The sequence below is a fragment of the Aeromonas sp. QDB34 genome (assembly GCF_027705405.1).
GTDB lineage: Bacteria > Pseudomonadota > Gammaproteobacteria > Enterobacterales > Aeromonadaceae > Aeromonas > Aeromonas hydrophila.
This window is the reverse complement of sequence record NZ_JAPDBT010000030.1, coordinates 16,091-31,386: the sequence shown is the minus strand read 5'-3', so window position 1 is coordinate 31,386 and position 15,296 is coordinate 16,091. Positions and strand designations below refer to the sequence as shown.

Genomic DNA, 15,296 nt, shown 5'->3' with positions numbered 1-15,296 from the left:
CGAATAAGTCATATGGCACGAGAGCATTTACTGGTAACCCATTGATATTAAATGACTAAAATTTTCATTTTTTGTTCGTGGGATACTTGTTCGCACTTTCCTTAACCGACAGTCATGGCTCTCAACTGATTTTTTGAGCGACAACAAACTATCGAGAACATCGGGATCTATTGCAGGAACATCACCTGTACCGAGATTTGAAAGCAATTTGGTTATACTGAGACGTACCAGTTGTTATTCGGCAAGAGCCTTGGCTCTCTGGACAACCTCGGGTGATTCGGATGAGATGATGTCCTTTAATGTTCTCCCCATACGGGCTCCTACTAAAAACAGAATGAAAGGCCCACGCAATACTGCATGGGCTATCAGTATTAGATCAGGAAATCTTCCAGCGCTTTACCACCTTCAACAGCTGCCGCGATAGCTTTAGGCATACGACCCTGACCAGTCCAGGTCTTCTCCTGACCATCCTCGGTATAGCGGTATTTTGCTGGACGAGGAGTGCGTTTCGCTTTAGCTGAACCGTCAGCTTTCGCCGGAGCCGCAGTACCAACCAGCTCACTCGGATCTATGCCAGCTTCTTTCAGCAGCTCGGTAAACTCAGCCAGTTTTTGCAGGCGCTCGGCTGACTCAGCTCTGATTTTGCTCTCTTGATGCTCACGTTCGGCATAGATTTCGTCAAATTTGTCTTTAGCCTCGACCAACTGCTCAAAAGAGAGCTCACGCAATGCAGCACGAAGGCTACGGATATTCAGCAGAATTTTCAAAAAATCGTTCATTGATAGCCTCATGTATCACATTTTTATATCTGGAGAATTATCTCTCAATCCCAGCATCAGCTCCACTGTTTTTGGCACCAAGATGATTATAGAAATAGCATTATTCAAAAAGACGTGAGCGATATCGCGTTTGGATCTGCTGAGTGACCTGGCTCTAATCTTCTATGACACTGTGTAGCTAAGGAAGGTGCGAATAAGTCATATGGCACGAGAGCATTTACTGGTAACCAATTGATATTAAATGACTAAAATTTTCATTTTTTGTTCGTGGGATACTTGTTCGCACTTTCCCTTCCTCTTTCTGATTTGCCCGTTAAAAATTTCAACCATGAAATACACGGACAATAGTAATAAACCTATTATTTAACAGATGATTGGGGGCCTGAGCCCCCAATAATGTAATTTATTGAACATTACGACATTGACTGAAAATATCTAGACCCTTTTCGTAAACTGATGTTTTGACGTCCCAGATACCCAATACAGATGAGAAAATATTATCGTGTGAGTAACGAGTATCAGCGGCTTTCTGCTGCAAACACGCCATATCAACGCCTTTCTCTTTGGTAAATCCAGGTGACATCCACACCTGCATAGGAACACGGGTCTGATCATCCGGTGCAAACTTGTACGGTGTACCGTGTAGGTAAAGCCCTAATGCTCCCAGTGATTCACCATGATCGGAGACGTAGAGCAACGCGGTGTTGTACTTATCTTCGTAGGTTTTCAACTTGGCAATCATCTCTCCAATCACGAAATCGGTGTAGCGGATGGTGTTGTCATAGGTGTTGGTGAGCTCTTCATCTGTGCAGTTTTCAATATCACTGCGTGGACAGTCAGGGGTGAACTGACGATGAGCATCAGGGTAGCGCTTGTAGTAGGTTGGGCCATGGCTACCTATCAGGTGGAAGCCAACCAGCTTATCCCCTTTCATTTGAGCAATTTCACTATCGAGGTCTTGAAGGACAACCTCGTCATAGCATGTGTTTTTATCGCAGAACTTAGGGTGATCCTTTGGTTCGATTTCGATGTTAGGTACTCGGTCGCAGACGCCTTTGCAGCCTCCATCGTTCTCCTTCCAAAAAATGGAGATCCCCGTTTTTTGCAACACATCTAGCAGGCCCTCGCTATTGCGAGCGCGATTATCATCAAACTCCTTTCTCCCCATATTGGAGAACATGCAGGGGACGGATACAGCGGTTGCTGTCCCGCAGGAGCGGACATCGTTAAAGGAGATCACACCACCAGACTTACTTGTGAATGGGTTGGTATCTTTCTCATAGCCATTCATTGAAAAGTTCTTACCACGAGCAGTCTCACCAACAACCAGGAACATCAATGTTGGTTTGTCCTTTTTCGTAACCCGTGTGGCATCATCACCTAAAGTAACAAAAGGGATGGGCTCTGCCATATAGCGTCTATACAGGTACTTACTGGTGCTATACATGAAGTTAGCTGGAACGATTTCACGATTTAGAGTCTGATTGTTACGACCAATTGATGCGTAATCTTGGTAGTACAAGGCAGCAATTATCCCAACTATTACCAAAGAGAAAAACATAGATAACAATCGCTGGGCGATACCTTTGTACCAGGTAGATGCATACTCAATTTTCACAAAAAATATCAATGCTGCGGGTAACAAACCGGTCAAAATAACCCAGATTATTATTGGAGCGTTAACGTATGCAAAAGCTTCGCTTTGGTTTGTTTCAAATATATTCTGGATCATATCACCATCAAACAACACACGATATTTCATCATGGTGTAACTGGCGATAGAACCTGTAACAAACAGGAATGCAAAGAACGGCTTCATCAGAAAGCGGATCGAGAATGGCATGAAGACGAAGTTTAATGCAGCAACAAGTAGGAATGGGATTGAAACTACAAACCCTATTTTGAAGTGCTCGATGTTAGACAATATGTCATAGAAATGGAGCAGAACGGGCCAGTTCAGCAAAAATGCGAATACCAAAGCCAATAGCAGTACAAATGGAACAACTTTTATTCTGACAGCTGAAAACATAACAATTACCTGTTAAACGTCTATTTCTATAAAAACCACTTCATTAAAATATCAACGATTCGCAACTCAATTATTCCGACATTGCTTAAAGATATCTAATTCTTGTTCGTAGATAGCCGTCTTCACATCCCATATTCCCAGGACAGAAGAAAATATGTTGTCATGAGAATAGCGATTGGCTGCGGCATTTTTCTGCAAACATTCCATATTCATGCCTTTTTCTTTGATGAAACCAGGTGACATCCACACCTGCATAGGAACACGGGTCTGATCATCCGGTGCAAACTTGTACGGTGTACCGTGCAGGTAAAGCCCTAATGCTCCCAGTGATTCACCATGATCGGAGACGTAGAGCAACGCGGTGTTGTACTTATCTTCGTAGGTTTTCAACTTGGCAATCATCTCTGCAATCACGAAATCGGTGTAGCGGATGGTGTTGTCATAGGTGTTGGTGAGCTCTTCATCTGTGCAGTTTTCAATATCACTGCGTGGACAGTCAGGAGTGAACTGACGATGAGCATCAGGGTAGCGTTTGTAGTAGGTTGGGCCATGGCTACCTATCAGGTGGAAGCCAACCAGCTTATCCCCTTTCATTTGAGCAATTTCACTGTCGAGCTCTTGAAGGACAACCTCGTCATAGCATGTGTTTTTATCGCAGAACTTTGGGTAATCCTTCGGTTTGATCTCGATGTTAGGAACTCGGTCGCAGACGCCTTTGCAGCCGCCATCGTTCTCCTTCCAAAAAATGGAGACCCCCGTTTTCTGCAACACATCTAACAAACCCTCGCTATTACGAGCGAGATTATCATCAAACTCCTTTCTCCCCATATTGGAAAACATGCAGGGGACAGATACAGCGGTTGCAGTCCCACACGAACGAACATCATTAAAGGAGATCACGCCACCAGATTTACTGGTAAATGGATTGGTGTCTTTCTCATAGCCATTCATCGAGAAATTTTTACCACGAGCGGTTTCACCAACGACCAGAAACATCAACGTGGGCTTACTTTGATTAGTATCCCGTTTTGCATCATCACCTAAAGTTGTAAATGGGATTGGTTCAGCAAGATAACGATTGTAAACGTATTTAACGGTACTATTAACGAAATTGGCTGGAACAATCTCACGCTGGAGGTTTGAATTGTTGCGCCCCACTGACACATAATCTTGATAGTATAGTGCTGCAATAACCGCAATCACTATAAGTGATGCAAACATCGATAGGGCACGAGTTAGAATCCCTTTGAACCATTTTTCCTCATATTCAATTTCAACAAAGAAAAGTAAAATGGCAGGGATAAAACCAGCAATAGTAACCCATACTATAATTGGTAAGCTTAAATATGCTAACGCCTCATTTTGATTGGTTTCAAAAATATTCTGAATCATGTTTTGATCAAACAAGACTCTATACTTCATCATTGTGTAACTAACGATTGCACTAAGTGCGATAAGAAGTGCAAAAAAAGGCTTTATTAAATACCGTATCGAAAATGGAACAAATACAAAGTTAAGCGCTGCAACAAGCAATATTGGTAATGAAATGGCGAAACCAAACTTAAAATCTTCTAATTTGTAAAGGATTTCGTAAAAATGGAGAACTCCACGCCAGTTCAGCATAAATGCAAAATACAGTGCCAAAAAGAACATAAGCGGAACAATTTTTATTTTTATAAGGGAAGGCATACTTACTCCATTAATAGTCCAACAATCACTTTCTAACGAGACATCTTGTCTTTATGTTGAAAATGAATGGTAACAAAGCTGTACGTGAGCTTAAGCGGCATTTTGTCATTTACTGATAAAAATGCGATCTTAATCACAAATGTCTTATCCGAAATGATACACAGCTAAAATTAAGGAAGTCTTAAGATGCGCTTCGTTCAGCTTTCTATCGCTTGAAAGCCAATAGCAAGACACCGCCAGCGATCATGCCAATGCCCAGCCATTCTCTGACCGATGGTCGTTCACCAAGGAAAGTGAAAGCAAAAATAGCAACCAGGACAAGGCTGAGCTTGTCTACTGGGGCAACCTTAAAAGCCTCACCAATCTTGAGTGCTCGAAAGTAACAGACCCAAGAAACGCCTGTTGCTAAACCTGACAGAGTAAGAAAAATCCAAGTCTCTGGTGTTAGACCAAAAGGATTGGCCCACTTCCCTGTGTAAGCAATAAATGCTGATAAAACAACGATGATCACTCCTGTGCGGATCAAAGTTGCAAGGTCAGAATCAACCCCCTCCACCCCTACCTTCGCAAAAATTGCAGTCAGAGCAGCAAAAATTGCAGACAAGAAAGCCCAGTAGAACCACCCAGTTTGTGAGTCCATTTGACACTCCACAATTCGCTACTCATCAATGTTAAATTTTTTCACATGGCGCCATCCAGCTTAAGTGTTTCTTAATAAATCCCTGACACTCTTTCATAGACGGCGATTCGTCTAAGGAAAGTGCGAACAAGTATCCCAAGAACAAAAAATGAAAATTTTAGTCATTTAATATCAATGGGTTACCAGTAAATGCTCTCGTGCCATATGACTTATTCGCACCTTCCCTAGCCAGACGTTGGTATGACATAACCAGCAAAACTCTTTAAAAAACAGCGAACACATCAAAACTACACAAAGCTCTAATTTCCCATGTCTAGCAATTTAGATAAAAATACCTGCCTAATATGCGACTTTGATGGACGTTGTATATGTTTAGCAAATAAATCAGGGCACCCAACAATATGAACCTCTTTCACTGCTCTGGTTATTGCTGTATATATCCATCCTCGATCCATTACTGAACTAGGCACGATAGGGATGATCACCCTATCAAACTGACTGCCTTGGGCCTTATGCAAGGAGATGCAATAGGCTAATCTAATGTGGTCAATTAAGTTCATGGTCAAATCAATTTCGCGACCATCATCTATCTTAACCTTGCCAAAACCATGCTCTGTCTGATTGACATCAATCTGTTTTCCCAGCGTTCCATTCTGAATATCTACTGACTGATTGTTTTGGACGAATATGACGGGATCATTAACCTTAATGTTTAACCCATACTTCTGTTCATCAATTTCAAACATTAGTGAGCAACCATCATGGTTAACTGATTGCTGACACAGCAAATTCAGAGCATCGATGCCACCATATTTTTTGCTGTATGTTGCTCCAAGTATTTGAGTTATATCTGGCGACTCAGCATATAGCTTTGTCACAACAAAATTAATATCCTGCTCAGATACATCATGAAAGAATACTTTCTGCTTTGATAATTGAGATGGAACAATCCCAGCCTTTACATAATTAGAATACTCAGGAATACCACTTTCATCAGATTGTCTTTGAACGATATCAAGCGTTGTCTTGACTATAGCATTGGACTTTTGAATAGCATGTAATACCAATCCACCACCAATAGGAGGTAGTTGATCTGGGTCGCCAACGAGTAAAATTCGGACAGAAGGAGGAATATGAGAAATGATCTGGTACATCAGTTTCACATCCACCATTGCTGCCTCATCAATGACCAGAATCACTTTATCTGACAATACAGGCTCTTTTCTCAGAAAAGCAGCAATGGTGCTTGTTTTTCTTCCCGTGGCTTCGCGCAGTCGCTTCGCTGCTCGCCCCGAAAGGGCCATAGGGTAAATCTGATAACCAAGTGTTTCTAGACCAACAATAATGGATTTAATGACAGTGGTTTTGCCTGTCCCTGCTCCACCAAAAATTGCTGAAATGCCGTAACTCAATGCATTATAGAGTGCCTCTCTTTGCTTGACTGTTAATGGATACTCACCAACAGCGGATGCACCATCATAAGCGTCATCATGAGATGAATCCCAGGTCTTAATCTGTGCTAATTTCTTGAATCGCTTGGCGATGACACTCTCAATAACTAGCATGCCTGTTGGATGATAAAAACCCTCGTCACTGACAATATATGCGCCGTTTGACTTTGATATTGATAACGCCTCATCAACTAGAGCGTTATCTTTGAGAATATTAGCTAGAATCCTGCGAATGGTATTGTAGTCGGCATATGTATGCCCTTTCGCAGTCCATTTATCTAACGCCTGTTCTACTGCTGCAACCAAACGTCTTGGGTCATTGTTCTGAATTGAAAACTTTGCAACAGCGATCGAATCAACTTGGTCAAAGGTCATCCCAAAAGCAAGCAAACGATATATATCTCTCTGAATTAACCTTATGGATGATTTATCATAATACCGAATAACCTTACCAGAAATCGCAGGTGGTATGCTATGTTCAGCAAACCACTCCATATACTGTAGATTGCTGTATTTGGCCCAACTATCAATCAATGCTAAAGCAGTGTTTTCTGACAAAACATCCAACAACGAAGCCATGTCTTTATTAGTAAGAATGGAATAAATGGCCTTACCAAATCTACTCCAAATTTCTCGTGCCTTAACTTCCCCGACACCTTTAAAGTCTGCACATGAACTCAAGAATGAGATAAATGTTTCTCCACAGTCTGGCATGGTGACTTTTGCTGAAATGACATCAAGATCTATAGCGATATAACGATATCCATTTTTTTCTGCTACTCGTTGTGTTGCATTACCCTGTACTACCCATTGCTGACCAACCGTAGGGATCATGGGTAAAATGTCATTCTTAACCTTGGCAAAAACTACCTTAGCTGTGGTTAGTCGCTTATCAGCATCAAATGGCACACCACGGAAATAGACATATCCAGCCTGCAACGACTGGAACTCACTGACACTGGTCACTTTTAGGGTGTAAAGGCTTAGTCCCATCGTGGCAACTTACCTAGCTCAGCAAGCACCTGATCAAGCTCATCGTAGCGAGAAATCTTCGCTCTTAGCAGATCGATCTCGGCTTTTAACTGAATGTTCTCTTGCTCTAAGGAGAGCAGGCGTTTGTCTTTCAGCTTATCTATCTTTGTGTTCTGGTCATAACTGAGCTGTTCAGGGTGATCTCTCGATACTACAGAAGCAGGCAATACGCCTCGTGCTCTCAGTTCATCTTCAAGATCGGCCAATAGCTGACAGACAATCGGGTTTTGCAGCAAAACAGATTTCGCACAACCAATCCCCTTTGCTACCTCGCCACGGTTTAACTTACCCCGATAGATGATATGACGAAATCCCTGATCGGTCATGCTTGCAGCCCAAGCCTGGAAGTTGAGTACGTTCTGTTCTGCCTTTTGCTGACCATTTGCCATACAGCACTCTCCTACTTGTTACCGTCACGATTACTAGCAGATCGGTTTAGCGCTGGCAGAGGCTTACTGAGTACAACAACCGCATCATCTAGCTTATCCACGCGCATACCATTGATGTATGCGTTATGCTGCCAGAGAACGAATCGCTCCTTATACTTCTTATTCATTTCAGTCAAACGCGCCACATCGTCCTCTAAAGAGGCAACTTTGTTTTTTAGGTATTCGAGTGTGTAGTCAGTTGGGGTATTCTCCTTTTTCTCTCTCAGTTCCTCCTTCTTCTTGCTATATGCCTCTTGAATTGCGCTATAGCTAGCTAATGATTGACGCTCTATGCTTTCAACTCCCAATTCAGAAGCCACTTTTTCACAAAGTAAATCCCATGTCAGCTTTCCTTGCCACATCCTAACCAGCTTCAAAACAGATTCAATATTGTTTTGAGTTATAACTATCTTCGGCATACTTAGTACCCCAATAAGTCATGCAGATCGTCACTTAATGTGATGGATTCTGGAGTGGCAACATTCGTATTCAGCCCCTTTTCTAGAAGGGCATTTTTAATAGGGCTCGGGTCATATTCATCAGGTATTCGTAGTGGCGTCCCGTCAGGGATTCTCTTATCTTCAAGCATTCGAATCTTTGTTCTCAAGTGTGAAAGTCGCCAGCCTAAATTACTAACCCATCTATCGGCCCCAAAAGCTCCCATTTCGTGATTTTTTTTCGCATGGTTGAATTGTTCGCTGGATTCTTGCTCACGTTTCTTCAATAATTCTAGTGATGAGCTATAACCTTTAATACAAACCAGTTCTTTACATGTCTCACAATCACCATTGCGCTGACATGGCATCATTGCAAAATCATGTTCACACACGCCAAGCTCTGTAACTAATGCAACACCTGTCTGGTTTTTCCCGATATCCTCATAAGTAACAGGAAGGTTTGTCTTGATTTTATCGAGGACATTGTAATTTTCGGTAAGTGAGAGTGTGCGATAATCTTCACATTTCTCTTCTTCACTACGATGGTCATAACTCTTGTTATCAGCAACTCTTGCGCGTCCAGCCCAATTCGCCAGTATTAACTCGTCCATTCCACCCCGTTCTAACTTGGTACATAACCAATGTCTTGCCATATGGGACGTCAACATTATGGGATCGCCATTTGCAAGCTTAATGCCATGCTTATGCCACAGAGACTGGTTTGCTCTAGCACCTGTTGCATTAATCCGATCATTAATATTGTTTACCGTTGGTTGAACGAAAGAATAGCCTTTTACCCTAAACGCTTTGTGAAGTTCAACATCCCTGAAGAGTAATAAAGCATCGGATACCTTGGTCTGACTTTTAGCATCCGCATAGGGCCAATTATTAAAACTAGAGACATATTTCTTATAAGAATACTCACCTAACTTCTTATAGGTGACTTCATTGCCCTCCCCAAGAATCTCTTTAATCCATTTGGTGTTATTTTTACTGCTTTCAAGTGATTCAATTTGAACCCCCATCGCAGCATTAAATTGCTCCAGTGTCAGTGGAGTTTCATTGGATACAGGATCGCCAACGCAATCTTCATGTTGCATAAACAGATTTGGATATTCTTCTGCAAAAATTGCCGCCTTACGAGCTGGCTCGCCAATTCGCTTTAAACGCTCCACTGCCTCGATAACGATCTCGTTCATTACGCTGGGCACCCACTTAAGACCAGCTTTCCCATTTTTTGCGGGGTTCCAACGAATTCCAAGCCGTTTAACACCTGCTGAGTCATCTTCCCATACTAAACAGTCTGTAGAGAGACTAAACAGCTCAGAGGCACGCCCAGGTGCAACCATGAGCAATGCCATGACTGCTGTGTAAAATTCTGTTTCTAAATCAAGATTAGGGGCTTCACAGAACAATGCAGCAACCTGCATCATTTCTTCGTTACTAGGCAATTTACTTGCGCGGTGTTCTCTTCCTTCATCATCTAGCTCAATCGTCAAATCTCGCTGTCTTGGAAATGGATTTATCCATTGAGGTAATGATGGCGCAATATACTGTGAACGGCAAAAATCTAGAAGCAACTCAACCTGATACCCAGACTTGTTGAGTGAGTCTTTGCTAGATATATGGTTTAGCATTATATCATGCAATGCATTTATGACTTCACCATCCAACTCCAATATATCGGCTTTATCTTTGACTTTAAGTAGCGCTTCTTCTACATATCGCAGCGCATCCATATGGCGATGGAGGTTACTAACGGGCTGAAATGAATAAGAGTAGCGAATATATGCTTTAGCAAAATCAATGAATGGTTTAGCCATTGGTTCGTATTTGTATGAATTGAATGGCTTGGTGATAGTAGAAAATCGAGCAACTACTTTCCTATTGCTACTACCATAGAAGTCATTCCACTGGTTTTCATCCCAACAGTCTTTGCCGAAAGCAGTCAGCTTATCACGGCACATTGAAACAAAGTCATTTAGGTTTTGTTCAGAGGTTAACGCAACTTTTGGTTTAAATAATTCGATGTTATCCATTAACTTGCCCCCTCTCTAATTTTATTCGTTTGCATTCGGCCACGACTTGCTCTACTGCCAGAATAACTCGGTCTTTTGCACTGGCATACTCAATACTTTTTGACTCTTGTAGTCGTTGTTTTTTTTGTTTATATAGCGACTCCAGGACAAGCTCATGAGGCCCATCTAGTAAGGGTCGGAATTTATGGCAGAGGTAGCATGACTCATAGCCGTTAACGCAAAAATCATTCGTACCGCAGGCTCCAACCACTTCGTTTTTATCATTCGGAATGCGAGCAGTAGGATCTGCACCTCGCTCACCCTCATCTAAAGTCTCGATAATTCTACCCATGAAGGCACTTGCGAATGGTGCGAGTTGCTTACCAATGATTTCATCAATGTACTGCACTGTATTAGCCGTGTTCTCTGTATAAACTTTTACATTCTGAGTGTCGGAGTGATCCAATGCCTCAGCAATAATAGCGGCACCGTATCCTTTCCGGCCTAGATTAGTTCCTCTTGTATGGCGAAAACGTCTTGTAGAGATACAGATAATATCCCCTGTCCTCTCAGATATGGCTCTCTGCCTAACTGTAAACCTGCGCAACAATTCTTGCCCTAGGAAAGTAGATGAGGCATGAAGAAAATCTCCATCCAACATCTCCGGCATCCATGACTCACCAATAAGATTTTTCTCATCTAAAAAAAGTGGTACGAGCCTTCGCTGTCTTTCAGTCAATGTTATATTGTAGGTGTCCTCAATCATTCTAGCCTGAACCTCGGCAAGAGTTTTTAGCAACACATACAGGTCTTCTGTTATCGCCACTTTTTTTAGCATGCCACGGAACCCCACACCTCTTTGCTTAGCTCGTGGCATATTTATAAAATATGCATGCTCTTCTTGCAGAAGATCGCCTATCTTAATTTGTCTAACTTGCATAGATCGCGCTGCTGTAGCCTGAATGAGATTCACGTAAGAAAAGATCTTCAGATCTATTTGGTTTTCTCTATACAATCGAATTAGTTCATAATTTATTGCTAATACCTCATTTTCGGTAAAGGCGCCTGAATATGGGCAGCGATTAGCGACTGCAAGCCCTTTTTCGTTACCCGACAAAGTAAAACGCTCAAGCAATTCCACAACATCTGAATCGATGCCTTTAAATCCGTAATCATGCCAACTGATCAAAAAGCCTCGTAAAGAACCGAGATACCACTCTTTATCTTCACCAAGTTCTGCCTTCCAGTTGAGAATGGTCGCAATGTTCACTTGCTTTGATGAAGTGGTTTTTACCATATGATTAAATAAATGATACATATTGAAAGTGTGAGATGCAGACATTTCTTCTGCATATCTAGCCAATGTCATCTTTAAGCCAATTAAAACGTCTTGTTCAACATTAAGAACATTGGCGCTAAATCGTATCTCCTTATCTTTGCTTAATAGCCACTTATCAGAATCAAATGCAAAAGAATAACCATCTTTTGATGTTACAATTCGTCCATCCCAGCGTGAAATCTCTCCAGCTTTGGCTCTACTCATTTCTTATCCTTATAATCATTATTATCGTGTAACTTGTTTTGTAATTCCTGCTGATCTAGAAGCATAACGCGATTCGTTTCTTCTATGATATTCCGTTTATTATAAGTGTTCCCTGATTTTTGCGAAGCATGTCCCATAGCATGCTGCCGCATTTGTGCTTCTTTTTCAGGAGAAATTTTATTCTCTCCCTTTTTATTTTCTTTATCAACCCTCCGTGAAAAATTTAAATTCCATTCATGCCTAAACATGTGAGCATGTATTACAGCGAAACGCTCATCAACTCGTTTCATTGCGCCAACAATATCATTGCCAAAATAGCTATTACTAATAGGTTGACCTTGTGTTGCACTCTTGATGTGCGTAACAAAGATATAAGGGTGTTTAGCCGTATTTGGAGTTTTAGATCTGTGATTGATTATGTAATCATCCAACTGTCTTGCCAATTCTTTACTTATCGGTAATCGGCGCTCTTTAGTTTTTACTACAGGCTGATATTTTCTCGGATCGTAGCGGTCATCGTGCTGTCTCTGAATGAATATAGAACACCTCTCTCCAGTCAGGTTAGCGTATGTTAATTGGAGTGAAAGTAACTCGCCACGACGAATCCCTGTTTCCTGCATTAACCTAAACATTAAATGATTGCGTAACTTTACTGACTTATTCTTGAATGGATTCAGAGGGTTATTTATGTCAGCAACACTAACAAACTCCTCAATCAGTCCATCAGGCAATGTCATATACTCCATATTTTCAGTCAGGTTTCTGATTCTCGCTCGTGGCCGTTGAGTCTTCAAATCGACTGCCATCTTATTAATGGCTCGTGTCATTTCAGGATCATTCCGATTCTGATTCACGACAGTGGCTATAAAATACAAATACTCGGCTACTGCTGTAATTCGATTATAGTGATGGGTGCTTGTCACCGCACGACCACTTGTCACCTTAAAAGCCCCAGACTCAATATCTATTACTTTGGCCGATGACCGTACTTTTTTGTTTTCTTTTTTAAACTCAGAAGCAAACAGCTTAAGGTGGTCTCGTAAACTAATTATGTCACTATGACTTAATAAGTGTCCCAGCTTAAATTCGTCAATCAATGAGCGGTCATTTATCCGTTCCCATTCAAATAAAAACTGTATTGCCTTCAATCTGGCAACAATGGTATTAACGCTAGAATGAGTCCTTAGCATAGTTGTGGCATAGAGAGTTACATAGAAATGTGGAAAACCGTCCTCTCCCATCAGAATTGGATATCGCTCTCCATTATCGAACATCAGGATATCTAACTTATACATGCGGCCTCTTTTTTTACACTTTTAACCTACCTAGGTCTAGTGTAGTTCACAAATCACCCACCTGTAAGTGTAAAAATAAAAAAAACCCAGTGAAATCACTGGGTTGTTCTTTTTTGTGCCGTTTATTATGACACTTTATAATTTTCCGTCCGTTAGAACGGAATGTCGTCGTCGAAGTCCATCGGCGGCTCATTGTACACCGGCGGTGCAGACTGCGGCTGCTGGGCCGGGCGAGCGTAGCCGCCCTGTTGCTGCATGTTCTGCTGCGGAGCCTGGGCAGGACGCGCCTGGTTCATCGGCTGCTGGGACTGCATGCCCTGCTGCTGACCCCAGTTGCCCTGAGACTGGCCACCCATGCCTTGGCCGGCGCCGCCTTGCGGACGGCCACCCAGCATCTGCATCACGCCGCTGAAGCCATCGACCAGCACTTCGGTGGTGTAACGCTCCTGGCCGCTTTGATCCTGCCACTTGCGGGTCTGCAGCTTGCCTTCAACATAGACTTGGGAGCCTTTCTTCAGGTACTCGCCAGCCACTTCGGCCAGCTTGCCCATGAAGACGACGCGGTGCCACTCGGTGCGCTCTTTCTGCTCACCGGTCTGCTTGTCGCGCCAGGTGTCGGAGGTGGCCAGGGTGATATTGGTCACGGCACCGCCGCTCGGCATGTAGCGCACTTCCGGGTCTTGCCCCAGGTTACCGATCAGAATGACTTTATTGATGCCTCGACTGGCCATAATCTCTCTTCCACCCTTTATATACCGGCCGGGCCATATGCCCGGGCCAACTCAACATATCGTTTGTTTTCTGTGAGATAGGCGACGCTGCAGGGCTGCCCCGCCACTCATGTGATGACTGTGTCCGGTTCAGCGCGCCAGTTGGCCGCCTCCCCGTTTTCAGATTTTGCCCGCAATAGTAACAGTTGGGGAGAAAGAGCGCACATCTTCCTGATGCTCCATCCCGTGTCCGCCGAATGAAGGATTAACTTACACGAGGCCGACCTAGGCCAGCAAGTGAACAGCAACGGGGCGTCATATCATCGAACGGTCGAGACGAGAAGGGGGCCCGGAGGCTGGTATGACAGCCTCTGTCCGGCCAGGTGCCAGTATTTCACCCAAATGGGGGGGCTCGGCTAGTTATTTGTATTGCTTGGAAAATTGGTGAGTTTCAAAGGAGGCGCATCGGCGTCTAATACTTTTTTAATGCTGCAGCCTGCGGGGGGCTTGGTACTCTCTGCTGCCGAAAAACACCATGGCCGGAATGTTCAAGGACCAGTGCTTCATGATCACCCCATATCCCATCGTATTGGTAACCGAAGACAATGCGCAGGCGACCAGCTTTCAGAGCTACCTGGCCGAACAGCTGGCTCTGCCCATCCTGCTGGTAAGTGCACTGGAAGCCCTGCCTCAAGCGGATGACCTCGAGCCGCATCCGTTGTTTCTGGTGGATCTGGATTACCTCAAGTCGAGCCAGCAAACGGGGTGGCCACGGGAGATCTCCAGCCGCTTCGGGGAAGCCAATACAGTACTGCTCAATGCCCCCACCAGTACGGATCGGGAGCTGCTGCTGATGTGGCCCCATACCAGCGGGCTCTTCTTCTGTCAGGATCCGCTGGATCGGTTGGTGCTCGGTATTCGCAAGGTGCTGGAGGGGGAGTACTGGATCCCGCGTCATCTGCTGTGCGATCTGGTCAACTACTACCGCAAGGGCGGGGAACACCACCTGCGCAACCAGACGCTGCTGACCGTGCGCGAGCAGGAGATCATCCGCTACCTGATGACGGGTGCCTCCAATACCGAGATCGCCGACAGCCTGTTCGTGAGCGAGCACACCATCAAGTCCCACCTCTACAATGTCTTCAAAAAATTGAACGTGAAGAACCGCCTGCAGGCGGTGAGCTGGGCCAAGGAGTATCTCTGAAATCGATGGGGATGATGGATAAAACCTGTCTATTCATCCAG

12 protein-coding genes are annotated in these 15,296 nt (G+C 43.5%); 1 reads left to right on the top strand and 11 read right to left on the bottom strand.

Annotated features, from left to right (window positions below; genetic code table 11):
- Positions 1-371 precede the first annotated feature (371 nt).
- The 11 genes from OKC29_RS21585 to OKC29_RS21535 form a co-directional block, all read right to left on the bottom strand.
- Positions 372-779 carry an H-NS family histone-like protein gene (locus OKC29_RS21585; protein ID WP_111875117.1) on the bottom strand — a complete coding sequence of 136 codons (408 nt, stop codon included), beginning with the start codon at positions 777-779 and terminating at the stop codon, positions 372-374.
- 403 nt (positions 780-1,182) lie between these two features.
- Positions 1,183-2,808, bottom strand: coding sequence for an MCR-3-related phosphoethanolamine--lipid A transferase (locus tag OKC29_RS21580; RefSeq protein ID WP_101531736.1), 1,626 nt, complete (start codon positions 2,806-2,808; stop codon positions 1,183-1,185).
- Between the two features lie 66 nt (positions 2,809-2,874).
- Positions 2,875-4,497, bottom strand: coding sequence for a phosphoethanolamine--lipid A transferase MCR-3.16 (locus tag OKC29_RS21575; RefSeq protein ID WP_111273845.1), 1,623 nt, complete (start codon positions 4,495-4,497; stop codon positions 2,875-2,877).
- A 205-nt stretch (positions 4,498-4,702) separates the two neighbouring features.
- Positions 4,703-5,137 carry an EamA family transporter gene (locus OKC29_RS21570; protein ID WP_111897046.1) on the bottom strand — a complete coding sequence of 145 codons (435 nt, stop codon included), beginning with the start codon at positions 5,135-5,137 and terminating at the stop codon, positions 4,703-4,705.
- Between the two features lie 299 nt (positions 5,138-5,436).
- Positions 5,437-7,581, bottom strand: a complete 2,145-nt coding sequence (locus OKC29_RS21565) for an AAA family ATPase (RefSeq protein ID WP_113740588.1) — start codon at positions 7,579-7,581, stop codon at positions 5,437-5,439.
- Complete coding sequence (locus OKC29_RS21560; protein ID WP_111899868.1) at positions 7,572-8,009, bottom strand: VPA1267 family protein; 438 nt, start codon at positions 8,007-8,009, stop codon at positions 7,572-7,574. Before OKC29_RS21560 ends, OKC29_RS21565 begins: the two co-directional genes overlap by 10 nt.
- A gap of 11 nt (positions 8,010-8,020) precedes the next feature.
- Complete coding sequence (locus OKC29_RS21555; RefSeq protein WP_111899869.1) at positions 8,021-8,467, bottom strand: hypothetical protein; 447 nt, start codon at positions 8,465-8,467, stop codon at positions 8,021-8,023.
- A 2-nt stretch (positions 8,468-8,469) separates the two neighbouring features.
- Positions 8,470-10,524, bottom strand: coding sequence for an integrase (locus OKC29_RS21550; RefSeq protein ID WP_111899870.1), 2,055 nt, complete (start codon positions 10,522-10,524; stop codon positions 8,470-8,472).
- Positions 10,517-12,046 (bottom strand): site-specific integrase, encoded by a 1,530-nt coding sequence (locus tag OKC29_RS21545; RefSeq protein WP_174218746.1) that lies wholly within the window; start codon positions 12,044-12,046, stop codon positions 10,517-10,519. The genes OKC29_RS21550 and OKC29_RS21545 overlap by 8 nt, the downstream gene beginning before the upstream one ends.
- Entirely contained in the window at positions 12,043-13,341 is a 1,299-nt protein-coding gene (locus tag OKC29_RS21540) for a site-specific integrase (protein WP_111901627.1), read from the bottom strand. Before OKC29_RS21540 ends, OKC29_RS21545 begins: the two co-directional genes overlap by 4 nt.
- A gap of 152 nt (positions 13,342-13,493) precedes the next feature.
- Positions 13,494-14,072, bottom strand: a complete 579-nt coding sequence (locus OKC29_RS21535) for a single-stranded DNA-binding protein (protein WP_011707639.1) — start codon at positions 14,070-14,072, stop codon at positions 13,494-13,496.
- A gap of 523 nt (positions 14,073-14,595) precedes the next feature.
- Between OKC29_RS21535 and OKC29_RS21530 the strand changes: the two genes are divergently transcribed.
- The gene (locus tag OKC29_RS21530) at positions 14,596-15,255 is read left to right on the top strand and encodes a LuxR C-terminal-related transcriptional regulator (protein ID WP_073352000.1); all 660 of its coding nucleotides are present in this window, start codon (positions 14,596-14,598) and stop codon (positions 15,253-15,255) included.
- Positions 15,256-15,296: the final 41 nt, after the last annotated feature.